General features: G+C 61.0%; 16 protein-coding genes. 4 read left to right on the top strand and 12 right to left on the bottom strand.

Features of this window, described 5'->3' with window-relative positions; all coding sequences use genetic code 11:
• Positions 1-4: 4 nt before the first annotated feature.
• The 10 genes from HZ994_00190 to guaB form a co-directional block, all read right to left on the bottom strand.
• Entirely contained in the window at positions 5-1,510 is a 1,506-nt protein-coding gene (locus HZ994_00190; GenBank protein QTN30811.1) for a cbb3-type cytochrome c oxidase subunit I, read from the bottom strand.
• 13 nt (positions 1,511-1,523) lie between these two features.
• A complete protein-coding gene (locus tag HZ994_00185) occupies positions 1,524-2,297 on the bottom strand; it encodes a cytochrome c (GenBank protein QTN30810.1) in 774 nt (257 codons plus the stop codon).
• Between the two features lie 18 nt (positions 2,298-2,315).
• Entirely contained in the window at positions 2,316-3,632 is a 1,317-nt protein-coding gene (locus HZ994_00180; protein ID QTN30809.1) for a hypothetical protein, read from the bottom strand.
• A gap of 11 nt (positions 3,633-3,643) precedes the next feature.
• Positions 3,644-4,288, bottom strand: coding sequence for a cytochrome c (locus HZ994_00175; GenBank protein QTN30808.1), 645 nt, complete (start codon positions 4,286-4,288; stop codon positions 3,644-3,646).
• Positions 4,289-4,326: 38 nt separating this feature from the next.
• The gene (locus HZ994_00170) at positions 4,327-4,881 is read right to left on the bottom strand and encodes a DUF3341 domain-containing protein (protein QTN30807.1); all 555 of its coding nucleotides are present in this window, start codon (positions 4,879-4,881) and stop codon (positions 4,327-4,329) included.
• A gap of 63 nt (positions 4,882-4,944) precedes the next feature.
• The gene (nrfD, locus tag HZ994_00165; GenBank protein QTN30806.1) at positions 4,945-6,417 is read right to left on the bottom strand and encodes a polysulfide reductase NrfD; all 1,473 of its coding nucleotides are present in this window, start codon (positions 6,415-6,417) and stop codon (positions 4,945-4,947) included.
• 38 nt (positions 6,418-6,455) lie between these two features.
• Positions 6,456-9,767: a TAT-variant-translocated molybdopterin oxidoreductase gene (locus tag HZ994_00160; GenBank protein QTN30805.1), complete on the bottom strand. Its 3,312-nt coding sequence runs from the start codon at positions 9,765-9,767 to the stop codon at positions 6,456-6,458.
• Positions 9,768-9,804: 37 nt separating this feature from the next.
• The gene (locus HZ994_00155; protein QTN30804.1) at positions 9,805-10,503 is read right to left on the bottom strand and encodes a cytochrome c3 family protein; all 699 of its coding nucleotides are present in this window, start codon (positions 10,501-10,503) and stop codon (positions 9,805-9,807) included.
• Positions 10,504-10,694: 191 nt separating this feature from the next.
• Positions 10,695-12,218, bottom strand: coding sequence for a glutamine-hydrolyzing GMP synthase (gene guaA / locus HZ994_00150; protein ID QTN30803.1), 1,524 nt, complete (start codon positions 12,216-12,218; stop codon positions 10,695-10,697).
• A 99-nt stretch (positions 12,219-12,317) separates the two neighbouring features.
• A complete protein-coding gene (guaB, locus tag HZ994_00145; protein ID QTN30802.1) occupies positions 12,318-13,772 on the bottom strand; it encodes an IMP dehydrogenase in 1,455 nt (484 codons plus the stop codon).
• Positions 13,773-14,412: 640 nt separating this feature from the next.
• Here guaB and HZ994_00140 point away from each other — a divergent pair.
• The gene (locus HZ994_00140) at positions 14,413-15,207 is read left to right on the top strand and encodes a hypothetical protein (protein QTN34280.1); all 795 of its coding nucleotides are present in this window, start codon (positions 14,413-14,415) and stop codon (positions 15,205-15,207) included.
• A 55-nt stretch (positions 15,208-15,262) separates the two neighbouring features.
• On the opposite strand, the gene HZ994_00135 is transcribed toward HZ994_00140, so the two are convergent.
• Positions 15,263-15,649, bottom strand: coding sequence for an ApaG domain (locus tag HZ994_00135; GenBank protein ID QTN30801.1), 387 nt, complete (start codon positions 15,647-15,649; stop codon positions 15,263-15,265).
• Between the two features lie 41 nt (positions 15,650-15,690).
• Between HZ994_00135 and thiD the strand changes: the two genes are divergently transcribed.
• The 3 genes from thiD to HZ994_00120 all read left to right on the top strand — a co-directional run bounded on the left by thiD (position 15,691) and on the right by HZ994_00120 (position 21,187).
• Positions 15,691-16,518 carry a bifunctional hydroxymethylpyrimidine kinase/phosphomethylpyrimidine kinase gene (gene thiD / locus HZ994_00130; GenBank protein QTN30800.1) on the top strand — a complete coding sequence of 276 codons (828 nt, stop codon included), beginning with the start codon at positions 15,691-15,693 and terminating at the stop codon, positions 16,516-16,518.
• Between the two features lie 105 nt (positions 16,519-16,623).
• The gene (locus HZ994_00125) at positions 16,624-20,217 is read left to right on the top strand and encodes a DEAD/DEAH box helicase (GenBank protein QTN30799.1); all 3,594 of its coding nucleotides are present in this window, start codon (positions 16,624-16,626) and stop codon (positions 20,215-20,217) included.
• Between the two features lie 247 nt (positions 20,218-20,464).
• Positions 20,465-21,187: a metallophosphoesterase family protein gene (locus HZ994_00120; protein ID QTN30798.1), complete on the top strand. Its 723-nt coding sequence runs from the start codon at positions 20,465-20,467 to the stop codon at positions 21,185-21,187.
• Positions 21,188-21,196: 9 nt separating this feature from the next.
• On the opposite strand, the gene HZ994_00115 is transcribed toward HZ994_00120, so the two are convergent.
• Positions 21,197-22,828 (bottom strand): fumarate hydratase, encoded by a 1,632-nt coding sequence (locus HZ994_00115; GenBank protein ID QTN30797.1) that lies wholly within the window; start codon positions 22,826-22,828, stop codon positions 21,197-21,199.
• Between the last annotated feature and the right edge of the window lie 20 nt (positions 22,829-22,848).

Below are 22,848 nucleotides of genomic sequence, written 5' to 3'. Positions count from 1 at the left end.
GGAATCAGTGGGCGGCGGAGGCGGTGCCGGGGCCGCAGTTATCGATGTCGCCTTCCTCGCCGTGGGGGCTGTGGCCGTGGTCGGCGACGAGCAGGGTCGGGTGGGTGCTGCGGCGGCCGAGGCGCAGCCACATGACGGTCAGGTGCAGGAAGAAGAAGATGTTGGAGAACAGGATGAAGGCCCAGGAGATGGTGATGAGCCAGCCATAGTTGACGGCGCGCTGGGCGGCGGACTCCTGCCATGGCTGGTCGAAGGCTTCCTGGCCGATGCCCTGCTGGATGCCGCCGAAGATGGCGGCAACGGCGATCATGGAGATCCCGTAGACCGAGAAGAAGAAGTGCATCTTGATCAGGCGGCGGGAAAGCCATTCGCGGCGGGTGACGCGTGGCACGATGAAGTAGATCGCGCCGAACATCACGAAGCTGAAGAACGCGTAGAGGGCGAGGATCTCGAAGCCGTATCCGGAAAGCGAGAACTGCGTCCACGTTAGGGTGGAGCCGGGAAGGTTCAGGAACACGGCGGCGACCGCCATGACGATGAGACCGACGATACCCGCCATGGTGAAGCGCAGGGTCGGGCTGTGGTTTACGAGATCCGGATCGGAGAGGGCGGTGCGGAGGATGTTGATCGCGGCGGTGAAGGCCGGAATGAAAAACAGGATGGTGGAGGCGGCACCGACATAGGGGATGAAATACGGGATGGGTGCCCCGGCGAGTTTCTGCATCCCGGCCCATGGCATGATGATGGCGAGCGACCAGAAGCCGAGCTTGGCGAGCGAGTAGCTGTGGATGGGGCGGCCGGAGACCTTGGGCGTGAGGTAGAAGGCGGTGCCGAGCGCGATGGGTGTGAAGAACAGGAAGATGAGGGAGGATTTGTACCACGCGTTGATGCCTGCGGCCATCACCGGATTGCCCGGCATCACGTGGAGCAGGACGTTTGCGGTGATGAAGATCCACGGGAACCAGGTCATCGCAGCCATGAGGTACCATTGGGAGATGTAGACGTGCCCTACCGGGCGCACCTTGAACTGGACGAAGGACCAGACCACGATGGCGAAGTAGGTCAGCAGCAGGATGGGCCAGGTGAAGGCGGGGAATTCCATCCATGGCATGCCTGTTCCGTAGCCGGCGAGGATCCCGAGGACACCCACAGAGATCGCGAAATTCCAAACGTGGCCTGCAGTGAGGATGAGGCCGGCGGCGCGGCATTCCTGGCGTGACAGGCGGGAAAGCAACCAGATGATCACGCCGAAGGCGGCCTGGAAGCCCCAGCCATAGACGAGGGCATTTACGTGCGCCGCCTGGGTGCGCCCGTAGGTGAACCATGAGCAGCCGTCCATGAAGCCGGGCGAATGGACCTTTGCCGAGGAAATGATGCCGAGGATCAGCGAGACCGCGAGCCATGCGGCGGCGCTGGTCAGGAAAAACATCACGGGGTGGCGCAACGAACGGTCGATGCCTGCGCGCAGCAGGGCGTCCTGTCCGGTTGGATTTGTGGATTGGGAAGACATCGGGGAAATCGGGTTACGGCTTGATGAGTTCTTCGGCGGTGGCCTGGGGCTTGCCGACCTCACCGCGCATCGCGGCGACCTGCTCCGGCTTCACGGCGGAGGCCTTGTTGCCGAAGCTATTGCGGATGAAGGTTAGAACACCGGCGATCTGCTCGTCGGTCTGGTAGGCCATCGGGGTCATGCCTGCGGGAAAATTGTATTCCTTGCCGGCAACGGTGATGGGCCCCTTGAGGCCACGGAGCTGGATGGTGATGAGGTTCGAGATCGGGCCGGTGACCCACTCTGAACCGGCAAGCGGCGGACCGGCGGGGCCGCCTTCGCCGTTCTGGCCATGGCATGCGCCGCAGACAAGGTATTGGGTTTTCCCGATCTCCATCTGGGCGGGGTCGATGGGTGCATCGGCATCGGCGGGAGGCGCGTCGATGGCGGAGGTATCGACGGCAGGTGCGTCGGCGAGAGCTTTCGCGGTGTCGGAGCCGGGAACCATCTGCTCGGGTTTTTCGATGGCGAGCGGCTTGGATGCGGAAAGGGTTTGGGCGACGCCTTCCACGGCGGCGTGGATCTGCTCCTTGGAGAGGAACGCATTCTGGGCTGCCTGGACCTCACTGGTGATGCCGTAGCGAATTTTCCCGGCGGCATCCTCGGGTTCCTCGCCTTTGCGGAACCATCCGAAGAGCGCGCCGATCCCGAGGACAAGCACGAGGATGACTGCGAAGAGCGTGAGGATGCCCAAGCCGTCGAAGAAGGCTTTGATTCGGATCAGGGGATTGTCGCGGGTGGGGTCCATGGGTCGGGGAAAAAAGGATCAGTTGGAGAGGTTCGCGGATTCGAGGATGCGCGGGTCGCGGTTCGGGTAGAGAGAATGCTGTCCGAGGGCGCGGAGGAGGAAGAAGACGAAGGCCGCACCGATGGTGACGAAGGCGAGGATATCGCCCCAGAAGGCACCGGGGATGGAGGTGGTGATGTCGCCGAAGGTCTTCGGGTCGATTTTACCGAGTGATACGCCGCGCTCCGGGATCGTGATGAGGTAGTGGTCGAGCGCGTGCATGACGAGCGTGTAGACCGCGACGATGGACAGGTATTTCGGGTTTTTCTTAAGCCATGCCTGGAGCAGGACGACGAAGGGGACGACGAAGTGGAGGAAGACGAGCGCGATCATCGCGGTGTTCCAGTTGCCGGTGTTGCGGATGAGGAAATAGGAGGTTTCCTCGGTGATGTTAGCATACCAGATGAGGAAATACTGGGAGAAGGCGATGTAGGCCCAGAAGGTGGTGAAGGCGAAGAGCAGCTTGCCCATGATATGGAAGTGCTCGGGGCCGGTGACATGTTTCAGGTGGCCACGGCTTATCAGGAACGTGGCGACAAGGATGATGACCGCCATCGAGTTCAGGGCGGAGCCGGCGAAAAGATAGACGCCCCACATGGTGGAGAACCATTTGTAGTCCAGGGCCATCACGAAATCGAAGCCGGTGAAGGTGATGGTGAGGGCGAAGATGATGAGGGTGTAGGTGGAGTGCTTGCGCGCGGCGAAAAGGCGCTCCGTGCCGGGCTTCGGATCGGTGTCCTGGTCGGTGGAGAGTTTCCGCAGGAACCAGATCACGGCGGTGAGGCCGATCCCGTAGAAGATGAAGCGGCCGATCCAGAACGGCATATTCATGTACCATTTCTTGTTGTAGAGCAGGTGGTCGGCGTGGTGGAGGTGATCCTTGAGGCTCATGCCCTCGGGGGTGGCGCGGTGGATGTTCATCCACTCGTAGAGATATTGGTTCACCTGCGGGAAAAGCAGGGGGAGGCCGAAGAGGAAGACCCAGGGGAAGGTGGAGCCGAGGTTCTCGAAGGTGCGGCGGACGGAAGTCCCCCACCCCGAGTTCGATACGTTGTGGAGGAGAGTCCAGAACACGCCGCCGATGGAGAGTGTGAGGAAGAAGTAGTAGGCGAAGACCCAGGAGTAGGCATAGGTGCCAGCAAAATGCTTGCCGAGGACGCCGAATAGGCCGAGCAGGCTGATGACGGTGCCGATGCCGGCGATGCCGAGGCAGATGGTTTTCACCTTGGCGACCTTCGAGTTGTCGAGGTGGTCGCCGTTGATGGCGATGTCGGAGGATGTTACGTGATGGGACATCTGGGAAAAGTTTATTGGGCTGCGGCTTCTTTGGCGGCTTGGAGCGTACGGACGTAGGCGATGATGGCCCAGCGGTCGCGGACGGGGATGTTCGCGCCGTATCCGCTCATCATGCCCTTGCCGAGTGTGATGACTTCAAACATGCGCCCGTCAGGATATCCGTCGGGCTTGAAGCGGATCTCGTGGAAATTCGCGATGCCCGGAACGCCGTAGCGGCCGGTGACGCCCTGCCCGTCGCCCGAGGAGCCGTGGCAAACGGCGCAATAGATGCCGTAGCGTTCCTCGCCACGGCGGATGAGTTCCTCCGCCTTTTCCGGGTTGAGTTCAAGTTCCTCCGGCATCCCCGCACCGTAGTAATCGCCGACGTGGCCGCTGTAGTAATACCCGGTGCCACCGCCGAACTCGAGTTCGGGGATACCGCCGATTTCCCTAGCGCCTTCCTCGTTGAAGCCTAGGGGCTGCGTTTCCGAAACCGGAAGCCTGCCGCCCTGGCGGTCAGCAAAGAAAGTGCTGGGTGCCTGGGCCTTGAGCTTGTCCTGGTTGTCCATGTCCGGGAAGACCTGGACAGGCGGTTTGGAGAAGTGCTGGCCGCGGAATCCGCCGATTCCGACGATGAGGACGGCGATCAAGGCGTAGGTTAGGAAAAAGTAGCGCATTGGGGAATGGGAATTGGATATTGGATGTTGGGTATTCCTCAGTTCTCTTCTTCGACGAGTTCGATGTTCTCTCCGCCGATCTCGGCTAGGAGCGATTTGGTGCCATCCGGGCTGAATTTCGCGTCGCGGGCTTCGATGGCGATGAAGAAACCGTCGTCTGTGGCGCGGTGGAACTGCTTGCTGGCGAAGAGGGGGTGGTTGAGGCGCGGCAGCTGGATCAGGCCGAGCAGGCCGAAGAGCACTGTGAAGCCGGAGAAGAGGATGGTGAGCTCGAACATCACCGGGAAGAAGGCCGGGATGGTGAAGATGTTGACCGGCTTAGCCTGTACGATGGTCGGGTAGATGACTACCTGGGTGGTGTATGCGAGGGCGAAGGCTGTGGCGCAGCCGGTGATGCCGCCGAAGAACACGAACCATGGGAGGATAGAGCGCTTGAGGCCCATCGCGGCATCGAGGCCGTGGACGGGATAGGGCGTGTAGCAGTCCCATTTGCGGAAGCCCGCGTCACGGACTTTCTCCGCCGCCTTGTAGAGGGCGGAGGCGCTCTTGAACTCGGCGAGGTAGCCGTAAACTCGTTTGCGTGTGGTGCTCACGTGGAAAAGGTTGGAAGTTATTGGTTAGAAGTTGTTTGTGTCAGCATTTCAGCTTTCAGGATTTCAGCTTTTGCTTTCCGGGAGTTCCTTCTGGTAGGCGGGGATGGTTTCCGCTCCCGAGTCCGGATGGGATTCGTTGTCCTCGAAGTGCGGATCGCTTTCCTCCTTGGCCCATTTCACCTCGGCGATGTTGATGCAGGGAAGGAAGCGGAGGAACAGGAGGAAGAGCATGAGGAACATTCCGATCGTTCCGACGAAGAGGAGCTGGTCCTGCCCGGATGGCGAGAAGGTCTTCCAGTCGCCCGGCAGCCACATGCGGGCGAGGGTGGTGACGATGATGACGAAGCGCTCGAACCACATGCCGACGTTGACACACATCGCCACGGCCATGACGACCCAGAGGTTCTCGCGCATGGACTTGAACCAGAAGATCTGCGGGGAAAGGACGTTGAGCGACATCATCGCGGCGTAGGCCCACCAGTAGGGGCCTGCGATGCGGAACTTGAAGGCGTCCATTTCGTAGATCGCGCCTGAGTAGAAGGCGACGAAGAGCTCCATGAGATAGGCGTAGCCGACGATGGTTCCGGTGAGCAGGATGATCTTCGCCATGTTGTCGATGTGCTTCATGGTGATCAGATCCTGGAGTCCGTAGATGAAACGGGCTGGGATCATGATCGTGAGCACCATTGCGAAGCCGCCGAAGATGGCGCCCGCGACGAAGTAAGGAGGGAAGATCGTGGTGTGCCAGCCGGGGACGACCGAGGTGGCGAAGTCGAACGAGACGACCGAGTGGACGGAAAGGACGAGCGGGGTGGAAAGCGCCGCGAGGAGCAGGTAGGCCATTTCGTAGTGGCTCCACTGGCGGTTGCCCCCGCGCCAGCCTAGGGCGAAGATGCCATAGAGGATCTTCCGGATGCCGGGCTTGCAGCGGTCGCGGATCGTGGCGAGGTCGGGAACCATGCCGAGGAACCAGAAGATCAGCGAGACGGTGAAGTAGGTGGAGACGGCGAACACGTCCCAAAGCAGGGGTGACTTGAAGTTCTGCCAGATCGCGTTCGCGTTCGGGACGGGGGCGAGGAACCATGCGAACCAGACGCGGCCGACGTGGAAGGCGGGGAAAATGCCCGCGCACATCACCGCAAAGATCGTCATGGCTTCCGCAGCGCGGTTGATCGATGTCCGCCAGTTTTGCCGGGTCAGGAAAAGAATGGCGGAGATCAGTGTGCCCGCGTGGCCGATACCGATCCAGAAAACGAAGTTCACGATGGGCCAACCCCACATCACGCGGTTCGTGTTTCCCCAGACACCGACGCCGGTGGAAACGAGGTGGAACAGCCCGCCGCCGACGCCGATGAGGGCGATGAGCGAGGAGGGCAGGAAAAGCAGCCACCAAAGCAGCGGCTGCTTGTTCTCGATGATCCCGCAGATCCGGTCCGTGATCCAGTGGTAGGAGCGGTCGTTGAGGATCAGCTTTTCACGCTTCAGGACCGGAAGTTTGACTCCCGTGTTCGGTGCGGTTTCTGTGGATGAGGCCATGGAATGGAAATTGGAGAGGAAGAATTAGGACATTCGGATCAGACCATGTGGATGGTGGCCTGCCCGATGTATGGGGCGTCTGGCATGTCCGGATTCGGGTTCTTCACGCGAGCCAGGTAGCTAGTGCGCGGGAGGGTGCCGATGTAGTTGAGGAGATCGTAGTTGCGCTCCAGTTTCTTGGCGCGGCCCATTTCGGAAGCGGACTCGTCCTTGAGGTTGCCGAAGGCGATCGCCTCGGCGGGGCAGGCGTCCTGGCAGGCGGTTTTCACAGAATCCACCGGGATGCGCAATGTTTCGTTGGACACTTTTATGTCCGGGGAGAGGCCGCCATCGGCAAGTACTTCCTGCTTCTGGCCGCGCTTCTGGCGGATGACGGCGTCCTTGAGGCGCTGCACGCAGTAGGTGCATTTCTCCATCACGCCGCGCATGCGGACGGTGACGTTCGGGTTCTTCTGGAGGTGGTTCGGTTCCCTGTCGTGCCTTTCTCCAAGGGGGCCCTTGTTGAGGTTGTTCTTGATGAGCGGGTTGCGCTTGTTGTAGTCGAAGAAGTTGAAGCGGCGCGCCTTATAGGGGCAGTTGTTCGCGCAGTAGCGGGTGCCGATGCAGCGGTTGTAGGCCATCGCGTTGAGGCCGTCCTCGGTGTGGACGGTGGCATTGACCGGGCAAACGGTTTCGCAAGGTGCGGACTCACACTGCTGGCACGCGACCGGCTGTGGGACGAGGGCGACGTTGTCCGGATCGAACTTGTTTTCCTTGTGGGTGGCGAAGTAGCGATCCATGCGGATCCAGTGCATTTCGCGGCCTTTCGCGACCTGTTCCTTGCCGACGATGGGGATGTTGTTCTCCGATTGGCAGGCGACGAGGCAGGCGTTGCAACCCATGCACGAGGAAAGGTCGATGGTCATGCCCCACTGGTGGAGCGGATCGGAAAGCAGCGTATTGCCGTTGCGGTCCTCCTGCTTGTAGAGGGAAATGTTCTTCGGGGCGTGCGAGTCATTGCCCTGCTTCTTGACCTTGGCGAGCTGTGCCGCGAAATCGCCTTTGTGCGGGATCGCATCGGTGCTGATCTCGCGGGCGAGGGCGCGGCCATACATTGCGTTGTGCTCTTGGGTGAGTGCGACGGGATACCTCTCGCCGGTCAGTGTGATTTCCGCGCCGGTGGCGAAATAGGCGCTGTCCCGGGTGCGGAGCGGATAGGCGTCAAACCCGCGGTTCACTCCGACGAGGCCGACGAATTTCTCGTTTTTCGTATCGCGTCCAAGGACATCCTCGCTGTTGAAGCCCTGTCCGTATCCGAGCGGGATGACGAGGGTGTTTTCCGCCTGTCCAAAGGAGACAAGGACGGGCAAATCGACGGACTTGCCGTTGACCTTCACAGTGATCATCGGCGACTTGCGGTTCTCACCCTCATCGTCGGGAGAGCGGGAGGCGAATTTCGTCTCAAGCTGGATGATCTGGTCGTAGATGCCGAGTTCCTTGGCGGTCTTCGGGGCGATGAGCACCGCATTGTCCCAAGTCAGTTTGGAAACCGGATCGGGTGCTTCCTGGAGCCAGCCGTTGTCAATCCAGCGGCCATCGTAAACCGAGGCGTCGGTTGCGAAGATGACATCGAGAGAGGATTTGTCGGCCTTGGAAACCTTGGCGTTGGCGATCTCGGCGGCGGCATTGCCCGCCAGCGTTGGCGAGGCGGCGGCATAGGAAGTGCCTGCGGCGAAACCGTTCTTGAGGAGCGTTTTCCACGCAGCCTTGTCGCCCTTGAAGGTCTCTTTCACCGCGAGGAGAGCCGGTGCGGGTGCGCCTTCCTCCCCTTCCCCGGTGACGAGCTTGCCGTCATCGGAAAGGAATGCGAGGAGCAGTTCGAGTTCCGCCACGCAATCAGGATAGAGTGGGAGAATCATTGGCTGGACGATTGTGTAGGCACCGGTGGCGCTGCGGGCATCACCCCACGACTCGAGGTAATGGGCGGCAGGCACGTGCCATGTGCAGGCATAGGCCATGGCGTTGGTGCGGTCGCTGAGGTGGATGCTGGTCTTCGCCTTTGCGAGGGCATCGGGGAATTTCAGGTCGGCCGGTGCATCATAGACCGGGTTGGAAGGGGTGAGGAAAACGACCGTCTCGATGGCTCCCGAGTTGAGGTCGGCGGTGAGGTCGGCGATATCGCCCATCCCGGTGGCTTCCGTTTGGTAAGCTTTCACACCGGTGCCGATGTTCCCCAGAGCGAGGTTGATCGCAAGGGCAAGGTGTTTCACGGCAGCCGACTGGCGCGGGCCAGCAAGGACGGCGGTGTTGGCTCCGCTTTTCCTGAGATCCTTGGCGAGTTCCTGGATCCATTCGAGCTGCTTGGAATCGGTGATCTCGGGAAGGTTTCCGGCTTCGGCGCCGAGCTCGCGTGCGATCTGCGAGGCGACCGATGCAATCATGCCAGGAGCCACGCGCAGGCGGTGGTCTGCCATCCCGCCGGTCAAGGTGAAGGCGGCTTCCACCGAGTAGAGGCGGTTCATCGAGGTGGCGTCGGCCTTGGAATTGTAGCCTTTGCCTTCCGGCTTGCGGCGGTTGAAGAAAGCGATCTTTGAACCCACCACATCCGTTCCCGCGAAGTCGCAGTCGAGCGAGAGGATGCGGTCGGCCTTTTCGAAATCGGGAACGAGTTTCACGCCCTCACCGAGGATGGGGCTGTCGTCAGAAGAAAGGGCCTCGTAGGAATAAAGTTTCGCGGCGGAGTATTTCGCAGCCAGCGATTTCGCAAGGCGGAGGCGGGTCGGGCTTTCATCGGCACCGAAGACGAAACCGATCTTCGCGGACTTGTCGGCGGCGAGCGCTGCGAGCGCTGCCTCGAACTCGGAGCGCTTCATGGCCTTGCCGTTTTTCAGAACCTTGCGTGAGCGCGAGGTGGAATACATATCCAGCACGGAGGCCTGTGCGAAGGCGTCGGTGCCCTCGTAATCCGGGTGGAGGCGGTTCGCACCGACCTTGGTCGGGCGGCCTTCGAAGGTGGTGACCACCAGCGGCACGGCACCGCCGGCGCGCGGCATACTGGAAGCGTAGTAGGTGGCTTTCCCTGGGATCACCCACTCGGGAGCCTTGGTATAGGGAACGATGTAAGCCTCCGGCCGGCGGCAGGCAACCATGCCGAATCCGGCAAGCGCGGTCGAGGAGCCCATGAGCTTGAGGAAAGTCCGGCGCGATGTCTCCATCTCGTCCTGGTTCTCCATTTCCGCGGCACCCTGCGGGAATTCGCGATCCATCCAGGTGCGGAATTCCTTGGTGTCGCGGAGCTGCCCGGCGCTGCGCCATGAGACGGTGGTTTCGTCCTGCGGGACTTCCGGGTGGTTCCAAATGCGTTTGCTCATATCAGGGCTTGCGGGGAAAATTTCTTGGGAAAGCGGGTCAATGGTGGCAGGTCGCGCAACTCGTTTTCGGGTGCACGTTGAAGGTTTCCTTGAGCTTCTTGCCGAGATCCTTGGTGGTTACGACCGAGGCATCCTTCGAGTATTTCGCGACATCGGAATCGCCGTAGTTCAGGTTGTAAACCTCCTCAAGCGGGCGCAGGTGCTGCTCGGGCGCGCGGTGGCACTCAAGGCACCATCCCATCGAGTGCGGCTGAGCCTGGTAGACAACCTCCATTTTATGCACGTCTCCGTGGCAGCTCTGGCAGGAAATGCCGCGGTTCACGTGGGCGGAGTGGTTGAAATAGACGTAGTCGGGAGACTTGTGGATGCGCACCCACTCGATCGGCTTGCCATCGTAACCGGGGAAGGTCGGATCCATGGAAACATGCAGCGGGGCGAGCTTGGGGCTGTCCTTCTGGACGTGCTGGTGGCAGTTCCAGCAGGTGTTGCCGGTCGGCACGTTCGAGTGACCGGCGACATCCACGAAGGAGTGGCAGTAGCGGCAATCAAGGCCGAGCTGGTCGACGTGGATCTTATGCGAAAACGGGATGGGTTGGGTTGGCTGGTAGCCCACGACCTGAGCCTTCGGAGTCGCGTAGTAGTTGATACCGAGAACCACTCCGGCTCCAACAGTACCTAGGCAAAACGCGATTTTTAGTGGTAGCAGGTTGGACCAGCGTGGAAAAATGTTTGCCATGAGCGGAGATTGGGTAGGGCTGTTCGCCGGGCGTAGGTTGGGAGCTTGTGAAAAATTTCACAAGCGTTTTTCTTAGACAAATTCGCTTTTGTGCAAAATCACCGCCGTCATTGCCGTAATAATTGGGCTGGCGTGGGAAGCGCAATGGGCAAGTCCCATGTGCCGGGCACAGCATGGCACGGAAACATGATTCACTCCCACTCGATGCTGGCCGGGGGTTTTGTGGAAATGTCATAGAGCACCCGGTTAATGCCGCTGACCTCGTTGAGGATGCGTTGGCTGGTTTCCCGTAGCAGTTGCGCCGGGAGATCGACCCACTCAGCGGTCATCGCGTCCTCGGAGACGACGGCACGGAGATTGGTGGCCCATTCGTAGCTTCGCTCGTCGCCTTTCACGCCGACAGTCTTGACCGGGATGAGGCCGGCGTAGGCCTGCCAAACCTTGTCATACCAACCGTACTCCTTGAGCTTGCCGATGAAGATCGCATCGCAATCGCGGATGATTTCCAGCCTTTCCCTGTCGACCACTCCCGGGCAGCGGACGGAGAGACCGGGGCCGGGAAAGGGGTGGCGCTGGAGGATGTCCTCCGCAATCCCGAGGGAGCGGCCGAGCGCGCGCACTTCGTCCTTGAACAGCTCCGCAAGCGGCTCGAGGACTTTTCCCTCCGCCTGGAGTTCGAGGATTTTCGCAACGCGGTTGTGGTGGGTCTTGATGACGGAAGCCTTGGATTTCGCGTTCGATGCGCTCTCGATCACATCCGGGTAGAGGGTGCCTTGGGCAAGCATCTGGGCATCGCCAACGGCATCCCAGAAAACCTCGATGAACATGTTGCCGATGATCTTGCGTTTTTTCTCCGGATCGCCCTCGCCGGCCAGCGCGTTGAGGAAACGGTCGGAGGCGTCGATGGTCTCGATCTCCAGGCCCATGCGCTTGAAATTCGCCTGCACTTCCTGTGCCTCGTTCTTGCGGAGCAGGCCGTTGTCGACGAAGATGGCGCGGACTTTCACGCCCGCCTCTTTCAACAGCACGGCAAGCACTGTGCTATCGACCCCTCCGGAAACGCCGCACACCACTTGGCGGTCGCCGACAGTCTTGCGGATGTCAGCGATCATCTCGCGCTTGAAATCGTCGATCTTGAACGGCTCCAGGTTTTTCGCGAGGCCGAGGAAGTTTTTGAGCATCCGCTGCCCTTCGTGGCTGTGGGTCACTTCCGGATGGAACTGGATCCCGAAAAACGACTCGTCCCACTGGAGAGAGACGGGCGTATCGTGCTGATTCCTTGCGATGACCTTCGCACCGTCCGGGATGATTCTCACCGTGTCCGAGTGGCTCATCCACACCTGGGAGGTCTCCGAAATTCCCGCGTAGAGTACCGATGCGGTGTCCGGAAAAAGACTTGCGGAGCCGTATTCTCGGCGGTCGCTCTTCTCGACGGTACCGCCGAATTTCAGGTTCAGCAGTTGCATCCCGTAGCAGACCCCCAGCACTGGAACCCCGAACGCTTTCAATGCGCCGAAATCCAGATCCGGGGCATCCGCCTCGCTCGTGCTCTTCGGCCCCCCGGAAAGGATGATGGCTCCCGGCTTGCCGATGTGCGGGAAATCATCCAGGGAATACAGCATCGCGAAAAAGCCAAGCTCCCGCACGCGGCGGACAATAAGCTGGGTGTATTGCGAGCCGAAATCGATGACGGCGACGTGATTTGTATCGTGCATAAAATTCAACTTTCAGATTTCAAACTCCAACTTCCATGAAGATCCGAACGAACAACCTTTTCCTTGGGAATCGAAGATTGGAAGTTGGAGGTGGTGGCTTCAGCCCAGCGGTTGGTAGTTGGTTGGTTCCTCGGTCATCACGATGTCGTGGACGTGGCTTTCGCGGAGGCCGCCGGGGGTGATCCGGGTGAAGGTGGCTTTTTCGCGGAGCTCGGCAAGCGTGGCGGCCCCGACGTATCCCATGCCGGATTTCAGGCCACCCATGAGCTGGAAAATCACATCGGAAAGCGGACCCTTGTATGGCACCCTGCCTTCGACACCCTCAGCGACGAGTTTGCCGGAGCTGTTCTGTGAGTAGCGGTCCGCGGCACCCTTGCGCATCGCGCCGAGCGAACCCATGCCGCGATAGGTCTTGAAGCGGCGACCCTGGAAATACACGCTCTGGCCGGGGCTTTCGCGGGTTCCGGCGAGGATGGAGCCGAGCATCACCAGATCGGCTCCGGCGGCGATGGCTTTCACCACATCGCCCGAGTAGCGGATGCCACCGTCGGCGATGACTTTCACCCCACGCTCGCGGCAGTATCCGGCGACGTTCTGGATCGCCGTGAACTGCGGCATCCCCACGCCCGCGATGACCCGCGTGGTGCAGATCGATCCGGGTCCGACCCCGACCTTGAGCGCACTCGCCCCGGCGGAAACCAGATCCCGCGCGCCGGCCTCGGTGACGACATTTCCGGCGACAACCGGCCTGTCACTCATCGTGCGGAGCTTATCGATCACATTCATCACGTGGCGGGTGTGGCCGGTGGCGGCATCGATGAAAAGCGCATCGGCACCCGCCTCGATGAGTGCCGCAGCACGCTCCTCGACATCCGGCCCGACACCCACCGCAGCCCCGCAGCGGAGTTGGCCGTTGGAGTCCTTGGCGGCGCTGGTGAACATGATGCGCTTCTCGATGTCCGAGCCGGTGATCAGGCCGACGAGGATGTTGTTTGCATCCACGAGCGGCAGTTTCTCGATGCGATTCTCATAAAGGATGCGCCGCGCCTGCTCCAAGCCCGTGTTCGGCGGGGCGGTGATCACCTTGTCGCGGGCTGTCATCACCTCGGAGACCAATGCGCCCGGCCTGTCCAGATAGCGCACGTCCCGACCCGTCACCATGCCCTCGAGGCGACCATCCGGATCGACCACGGGAAATCCGGAAAACCCATTCTCGTGCATGATCTCCAGCACCCGGGCAACCGTCTCTTCCTTGCGGACGGTCAGCGGCTTGAGGATCACGGCGCTTTCCGAGCGTTTCACCCGGGAAACCATGGCCGCCTGTTCCTCGATCGGGCAGGCGCGGTGAATAACTCCCATACCGCCTTCACGTGCGAGGGCGATCGCCAGATCATGCTCCGAAACAGTGTCCATCGCCGCAGAAACCACTGGAAGGTTGAGCGGAATACCCGCTGCAAGCTCCGTTGCAAGCTCTGCCTCGCCCGGCAAAATCGCGCTGAGCGCCGGGACAAGGAGCACATCGTCAAAGGACAAACCCAAGGAAATCTCTGCCATGGGAAATTCAACAGGGCGGAATGTGCCTCCGCAAGCCCGGATTCCATCCCGATGAAAAAAATGAAACCCACGCTGGTGTTCTTAAACCTTGCCAAACGCCCGGAGCCGCCTAGATTGCCGCCCGAGCGGGAGTTCCCCAACCTCCGATGTCCGCATCCGGCACCCATTTTCTCCAAACATTCGTTTTCCTCCGGGAAACTCGGATCTTTCGGGTCTGCCAGGAGACACGGAACCACCCGGCTCACGGACGGCGGCGCAGATCACCGGCATCCGGCCCTTCCAGGCTTCTTTCCGCAATGGTTGCGGAGGCCTGGCCCAGCACCATAACGCTGGCGGCCGGCAGCCGCACCGATAGCTCGCAGGTCCGTTCCTGCACCGCCGGGCAGCCATGCCCGCCGCGCCGGGCCGTCCGTACAACACCGACCCATGCCAAAACATGTCAACTGATACACAGAACTCCCGCCAATCGGGAGATAGCCGTCGCCGCCGCTCACGCGGAGGCCAAAACCGCCGCAACAACAACGACTCAGAAAACCGCAATTCCGAAGGCCGCCAGCAAAACGGGCGCCAATCCGGAGGCGGCAAACGCCAGGGCGGCCGCAGCGGCCGCCAGGATTCCGGCAAGCCGCAGCGCCGCCCCATGCCCGCACCCGTCCAGCTCAGCTGGTGGCAGAAGCTGCTCAAAACCATAGGCCTCTACAAGGAGCCTGTCCGCCCGCCGCGCCCCGAGCGCCGTCCCGATGTGGACGAAGTGAAGAAAACCCGCGAGCCGCGCCGCAACAAAACCCGCGATGCCCGCTCCGAAAACCGCGACGAGCGTTCGGAAAACCGGGACGAGCGTTCGGAAAAACGAAATGAACGCTCGGAGTCCCGTGAGGACGGCGAATCCCCGCGCCGGGGCAAACGCAGGGAGCGCAGTGCAGGCGGCCCGCGCGGAGGTGATCCTTCCACCGTGGAGAACCGTCGCGTCTATGTCGGCAACCTCTCCTACGAAACCACCGAAAGCGACCTAGAGGAGCTTTTCAAGGGCGTAGGGGCCGTGCGCCGCATCGAGATCGTTTACAACCGCACCACACACCGCTCGAAGGGCTACGGCTTTGTCGAGATGATCGACATCGACGAGGCCAAGCGCACCGTCGAAGTCCTGCACGACCAGTTTTTCATGGGTCGGCAACTCACGGTGTCCGGCGCGAAATCCGAGGATCACCAGAATGCGGAAAACGAGGAAGGTGGCAACGAGCGTGCCGCCAATGTCATGCCCGCCCTCGCGCCGATCAAGCCTAAGGAAGAGGTTCTTGACCTCATCGACGAACCCAAGGCCGAGGTGGCCGCCGTCGAGGTGACCCCCGAAGAGCCCCATGCGGAAATCCCTAACGAGGAATTCCATCATGAGACCGAGGCCGACGAGGAAAACAGGGAACAGCAGAACGCCTGATCCCCTGCCCATCACCCCATCCAAAGGGACTCTCCGCAGCGGGGAGTCCCTTTTTTTACGCCCAGCCGGGGATCTCCAAACGGAAATCCGGGATCCTCGCGAAAATCCATTCCCCGGCTGCGGTTTCCCCGAAGAAAGCTCCGGAAGCCGCCGCCGCCTTGCCTACCACATGATAGCTGTTGTAGGAAAAATGCTCGCCCGCAGCGATCACCGGCTGCTGACCTACAACCCCGTCCCCCTCGACCACCGTCGTCTCCCCCCCATCCTCCACCACGACCCATTTCCTGCCGCGTATCGTCACAGGCACGGAGGAATCGTTGAAGATGGAGATGAAATAGACGAAAGGGTGCGGCCTCTCCGCCGGAGCATCCAAGCTGGGCATGTAGATGACATCGTCGATTCTGACGCGCAGGCCTTCAAATTCCTTGATGTCTTTCGGCATGAGGTAAGGATTGGAAGGACACGGCAAAGAATCAAGGAACAATGGCGACAACAAGCGACATCACCCGGCCCGTCATCCCCGTGATGACGATCGCAGGCTCCGATTGCTCTGCGGGGGCAGGTTTGCAGGCGGATCTGAAAACCTTCCAGCACTTCGGCCTGCATGGCCTCACCGCCGTGACGTGCATCGTCTCAGAAACCGCGGAAACCGTGCGCCGCGTGGATGCCGTCGATCCCGGAATGATGGAGGACCAGATCCTCCTCATGCTGGATTCATTTCCACTCGCCGTTGTGAAAACCGGCATGCTCGGCTCTTCGGAACACGTCCGCCGTGTGGCGGAAATTTTCAGGACCCGCCCGGACATCAGGCTAGTCATCGATCCGGTGATGGTCGCCTCGACCGGCGCGAGCCTGCTGGAGCCGGATGCCGTGGAAAGCTACCGCAGCGAACTCATCCCGCTCGCCTGCGTCATCACGCCGAACCTTCCCGAGGCGGAGACTCTGCTGGGCGGGAGCATCACCTGTCTTGAGGACATGGAGGCCGCCGCCCGCGAGCTTTCGGATAGATATGGCTGCGCGGTTCTGCTCAAGGGCGGGCATCTCCACGCGGCGGTTTGCACGGATCTGCTTTTTCACGGAGGGCGCCTGCAGAGCTTCAGCTCGCCCCGCCTCTCCGTGCGCGCCTCCCACGGCACCGGCTGCACCCTGGCCGCCGCCGTCGCGTCAGGCCTCGCGCTCGGCAGGGAACTCACGGTGGCCGTCCGCATCGCCAAGGATTACCTCAACGACTGCCTCACTGGATCCTATTCATTCACCTCACCCGGCGGCGGTGCGATCCATGCCCTAAACCAAGGATTGATACGGTCGTAACGAGCATATCCCTAAGCGAGCCAAACTTCCTATTGCGCTTCCAAGGGAATCCAGCCTAGAATCCCTCCCCCGGCTATTAACACGTCGGTTTTTCCTTAAAGTCTTATGAATCCAGACCGCGCAACCCTTAATTTCCTCAATTCTTTCCCGGAAGACGCACGAAGACGCGGCGATATGCTCCAGAAAGACGGCGGCGTCACCCAGATCTTCGGAAACCACCTTTTCATCCAGGGTCGCGTCGAGGACGAGACCGGCACCCACCGCACCTCGCTGCGCCTCCAAGGGAACCGCTGGTTCGGATCCTGCACCGCCGAGGATGAGCTCGTTTCCGGCGCCTGCCAATACGCCACGATGATGGAGCGCATGCACCGCGGGGAGGATCTCCCGGAATCGCCCAACGAATTCGACGATACCCCCGTCCTCGACATCATCGAGGAAAAGCTCGGCCGCGAGCTCGATGACAAGGAGGCAGACTACGTCACGAAAATCGAGAAGCGCTACCGCCGCTACGTCATCGAGGGCGAACTCCACGACCACGACATGGTCCGGATCAACCCGCGCTGGGAAATCACCACCTACGAACCTCTCGAACTCTGGCCCATGCCGCCTGGCGATATCATGGAGTTCTGGAACTTCCTCGCCTACGCATTTTACAAACGGAAACTCCCCTACCCCGAGTTCATGTCCGTCATCACCGATCTCTCGGCGGTGCAGAAGAAAATGGCGGAGTGGGAGCAGGAGCGCGAGGTCGCCGCATGGTATGACCGCATCGAGCAGGTCAACGAACGCCCTCCGCAGGATGCTCCCCTCACCGTTCATTTCCGCCTCGTTGCCACGATCAACGAAGCCCGTATGGAAATCCGCGAAAGCAGGCCGAACGCACAATTCTTACAGCTGCGCGAGAAATCCGACATTGACCGTTACGTGGCGCTGCACCAGGAGGGCGCGCTCCTCATGGATGCCTCCTCGCAGACTCTCTGGGAGCATTTCCTCGCCTTCTACCGCAAGCACGGCGACACCACTCTGGACTTCGACCAGGAGGAATCCTGCCGCTTCATGAACCGCGTGTTCCAGCAACCCGCGCTCACGGGCTACCTCGTCAACCTCGACGAAAGGCCGTTCCGCGTCTCCGAGGAGTCCCTCTCCTGGGTCTGCGAGGACGAACCCTTCGACCCCAATTCCTTCGCCCTCCAGCTCGTCACTGCCTCCGGCGAAAATGTCTCCCACTCCGTCCGGCTCCTGCCCGGACGGAAGGAACTCTATCAGTCCGACGAAACCGTTTTCCCCGGCCCCCCGCGCTGGCTGGAGGAAACCGAGGTCATGCCCCGCTACCTCATCCCGCGCAAAGTCATCGACTCCCTCGAGGGCGTGGAGTTCCTCCGCAAGATCGGCGCAACACTGCCGGAATCCCTCAAGAAGCGCGTCGTCGACCTTGAGCTGAAGCCCAAGCTGGAACTCAAGCTCATCGCCGGCCTCACCGCCGCGGAGACCGAGCACCTCGTCACGGACGTCACCGCGATCGAGGCGAAAGGCCGCCGCACCGAGCGCCTCACCAAGGAAGGCTGGGAACTCGTCGAGCAACAGCCGGTCAAGGGCAAGCAACTCCTCCGTTTCGCCCGCGAGCCCCTACACCCCATCCCCCCCATCCTAGAGGAAATGGCCCTCGCCTATGACGAGAAGCTCAACGCCTTCAAATCCCGCATCACCAAGCAGTTCCCTGAGAAATTCGCCGAGTGGGTGCGCGCCATGCCTCCCGAAATCGAGCTAGACATCGACCTGCGCCTGAAATCCATCCTCGATGACCCTGTCACTGCGGCCGTCCGCTTCGAGGTCGTCGGGCAGGACATCGACTGGTTCGACCTCCGCATCGTCATCGATGTGCAGGGCGTCAATCTCTCCAAGTCCCAGATCCGCCAGCTCGTCGCCGCCCGCGGCGGTTACGTCCGCATGGACGACGGCTCCTGGATGCGCCTGGAAATCAAGCTCGACGCCGACCAGCGCGAGGCCGTCACACGCCTCGGGCTCGATCCCTTCGACCTCTCCGGCGAGACCCACCGCATGCACGCCCTCCAGCTTGCCGACCCGAAGGCGGCGGAGGTCTTCGATCCGAAGGCATGGGAGCGCATCAAGAACCGTGCCAACGACATCAAGCTGGAGGTCACGCCCCCGCTTCCGGAAGGGCTCAATGCAACCCTCCGCCCCTACCAGGTCGATGGTTTCCATTTCCTCGCCTACCTCTCGGAAAACAACTTCGGCGGCATCCTTGCCGACGACATGGGACTCGGCAAAACCATCCAGTCCCTCACCTACCTGCTCTGGCTTTTCCAAAGGCACAAGGACACCGGCGCGCCTCACAAGCCGGCCCTCATCGTCTGCCCGAAATCCGTGCTCGATGTGTGGTATTCCGAGGCGGAGAAATTCTGCCCGCAGCTCCGCGTCAAGATCCTCAAGAACCGGGACGACATCAACGTCAAGAACATCCAGAACAACATCGACATGCTTGTCCTGAACTATGCCCAGCTCCGTGTCTGCGGCGAGGAACTCTCCGGCATCAAATGGCTCACCACCATCCTCGACGAAGGCCAGCAGATCAAGAACCCCGACTCCAAGGCCGCCAAGTGCGCCCGCGAGCTCGATTCGCAGAACCGCCTCGTCCTCACCGGCACGCCGATCGAGAACCGCCTGCTCGACATGTGGTCGCTCATGGCTTTCGCAATGCCCGGTGTGCTCGGCAACCGCGCCTACTTCAAGAAGCGTTTCGACAAACGCAAGGATCCCCTTTCCCAGACCCGCCTCGCCTCCCGCCTGCGCCCCTTCCTGCTGCGCCGGACCAAGCTCCAGGTCGCCCAGGATCTCCCGCCAAGGACCGAGGAAGAGGTCTATTCGAAAATGGAGGGCGTGCAGCTCGAGCTCTACAAGAACGAGCTCAAGCGCATCCAGAAAGCCCTCCTCGGACTCGATTCCGACGAGGCGGTGAAGAAGAACTCCTTCGCAATCCTGCAGGGTCTCATGCGTCTCCGCCAGATCTGCTGCCACCCGGGTCTCATCGACCCGAAATACCTCAAGGATGAATCCGCGAAGATGGAATCCCTCTTCTACCTACTGGACCAGCTCCACGAGGAAGGCCACAAGGTTCTCGTCTTCTCCCAGTTCGTTTCCATGCTCGACCTCATCAAGGCGCGCCTGGAGCTCGAAGCCCGCCCCTTCCACTACCTCACCGGCCAGACCAAGGACCGCAAGGGCGAGATCGAGCGCTTCCAGACCACCAAAGACCCATCCGTCTTCATGCTCTCCCTGAAAGCGGGTGGTGCGGGCCTCAACCTGACCTCCGCGTCCTACGTCATCCTGTACGACCCATGGTGGAACCCCGCCGTGGAGAACCAAGCGATCGACCGGACGCACCGCATCGGACAGAAAAACAAGGTGATCGCGTATCGCCTGCTCACCCGTGACACGGTCGAGGAGAAAATCCGCATCCTCCAGCACCAGAAAACCCAGCTCGTCACCAACGTGCTCGGCGACGAGGGCTTCGCCTCCAACCTCGGCATGGAAGACCTGCAGTTCATCCTAACCCACACCATAGACGACGACGAGATGGATGAGGAAAAGGAAAAGGCAGCCAAGGCAGCCAAGGCCGCGAAAGCAGAGAAAAAACCCGCCAAAAAGGCCGCGAAGAAGCAGAGCAAGGACAACCTCTGATCGGAAAGGCGAACCCCGTCCGCCATGCCCCACCGCCAATCAAAAAGCCTCCCGGAAACGGGATTGCCAGATGCTTGTGTTCCCCTTGCCCGAAGGATCTAACCCCATACCCACCCGCAGCTCCTGCGCAGTCAAGAGCTTCCCCGCCGCAGGCTTGGCTTACGCCCCCCCGCAATGCCAGCAGGAGGGCCTTGCTTGATTTCATCTCGACACGAGGCCACCTCTGGCCACACTTTTCCCCCACCCCATGCGGACGGCATTATTCGGCGATATCCACGCGAACCTGGAGGCTCTTGAGGCAGTCCTGGAAGACGCGGCGGGCCAAGGTGTCACCGACTACGTATGTCTCGGCGATGTCGTCGGCTACAATGCCGATCCATACGCCTGCCTGAACATCATCCGCGAGATGGGCTGCCCCACCGTCAAGGGAAACCACGACAAGGACGCCTCCGAGAACCATTCGCTCGACTCGATGAACCCCGTCGCCGCCACCGCCCTGAAATGGACGCGCGAGCAGCTCGACGAGGATCAGCGGACATGGCTCAAGCGACTGAGGATGGTGCGCCAGGTCTCGGACTACACCATCGTCCACAGCACGCTCGACCAGCCGGTGCATTGGAATTACGTGACCAACCGCTTCGATGCGATGTCGAACTTTTCCTATCAGTTCACTCAGCTCTGCTTCCACGGCCACACCCATGTGCCGCGCGTTTATATCAAGTCCGACAAGGTGCGCGAGGTGCCCGCCGAATCCGTGGAGATCGAGCCGGACGCGAAGTATTTCATCAACGTGGGCTCCGTCGGCCAGCCCCGCGACGGCGATCCCCGCGCCTGCTACGCGATCTACGACCACGACACCAATCTCATCGTGTTTCGCCGCATCGAATACGACATGGCGACGACCCAGAAGAAGATCCTCGATGCCGGCCTGCCTGAAATGCTCGCCGAACGTTTGGCGGAAGGGAGGTAGGGGCTCTCCTCAGCACACCGGGCACTGGTTGATCGTCCGGAAAAAGTCGTTGCCCTTGTTATCCACTAGGATGAAGGCGGGAAAATTCTCCACCTTGATTTTCCAGACCGCCTCCATGCCGAGCTCGGGAAAGGCGACGACCTCCTGCGAGCGGATGTGTTCCGTGGCCAGCAAGGCCGCCGGGCCACCGGCCGACCCGAGGTAGAATCCACCGTGCTTCCTGCAGGCATCCGTCACCTGCTGGGAGCGGTTGCCCTTCGCGAGCATGACCATGGAGCCGCCGTGGGACTGGAAAAGATCCACATAGCCATCCATTCGCCCCGCAGTGGTGGGGCCGAAGGATCCGGACGGCAGCCCCGCCGGTGTCTTCGCTGGCCCCGCGTAATAGACCGGATATCTCTTGAAATACTCCGGGAGCTCGCCGGTCTCTTCGAGGATTTCCTTTAGCTTCGCATGGGCTGAATCGCGGGCGACAATGATGGTGCCGCTGAGGGACAGGGCGGTGGTGACGGGGTATTTGGAAAGCGTTTCCAATGTCTTGCCCATCCCTTGGTCGAGGTCGATCTCCACGCCCTTGAACTTCCAGTCGCGGTATTTTTCCGGGATGAAACGGCCGGGGTTCTTCTCCAGCTTCTCCAGGAAAATCCCGTCCTTGGTGATCTTCGCCTTGGCCTGCCTGTCGGCGGAGCAGGAAACGCCGATCCCTACCGGGCAGGACGCGCCGTGCCTCGGCAGGCGGACGACCCTCACATCGAGCGCGAAATATTTCCCGCCGAACTGCGCGCCGATCCCGATCTCACGCGCGGCGGCGAGGAGTTCCTTTTCCAGCTCCAGGTCGCGGAAGGCGCGGCCGTGCTCGTTGCCGCTCGTCGGCAGAGCATCGTAGTAGCGTGTCGTGGCCATCTTCACGGTCTTGAGGTTGTTCTCCGCAGAGGTGCCGCCGATGACGAAGCCAAGGTGATACGGCGGGCAGGCCGCCGTGCCGAGCGACTTCATTTTCTCGATGCAGAATTCCTTGAGACGCTTCGGGTTCAGCAGTGCTTTCGTTTCCTGGTAGAGGAAGGTCTTGTTCGCGGAGCCGCCGCCCTTGCTGACAAAGAGGAATTTGTATTCGTCGCCCTGCGTGGCATAGAGGTCGATCTGTGCGGGAAGGTTGGTCTTGGTGTTGACCTCGTCATACATGTTGAGCGGTGCGGTCTGGGAATAGCGGAGGTTTTCCTTGGTGTAGGTATCGTAGATTCCTTTTGTCAGGAATTCCGCATCGTCTCCCTCCGTCCAGATCTGCTGGCCTTTTTTCCCGATGATCGTCGCCGTGCCGGTATCCTGGCAGGCGGGAAGGATCCCGTGGGCGGCGATCTCCGCGTTTTTCAGAAGCATGAGCGCGACCATGCGGTCGTTCTCCGAGGCCTCGGGATCATCGAGGATCGCGGCAACCTGTGCGAGGTGACCGCTGCGAAGGGTGAAATTGATGGCCCGGATCGCTTCGGACGCGAGGAAGGTGAGGGAGTCCCCACCGACCTTGATAACCGTCTTGCCGCAGCATTGCTCCGTTTCCACCCCGCCTTCCCGGATGCATTCGTACTCCGTTTCATCCGGCCCCAGGGGGAACGGATCCTGATAGAAAAATTCTTTGTCGCTCATCGCGGGAAAAGCCTAGGCGG

The organism is Akkermansiaceae bacterium (assembly GCA_017798145.1).
Taxonomy (GTDB): Bacteria; Verrucomicrobiota; Verrucomicrobiia; order Verrucomicrobiales; family Akkermansiaceae; genus Luteolibacter.
The sequence above is the reverse complement of the archived record's forward strand: the minus strand, read 5'-3'. Positions and strand labels throughout refer to the sequence as shown.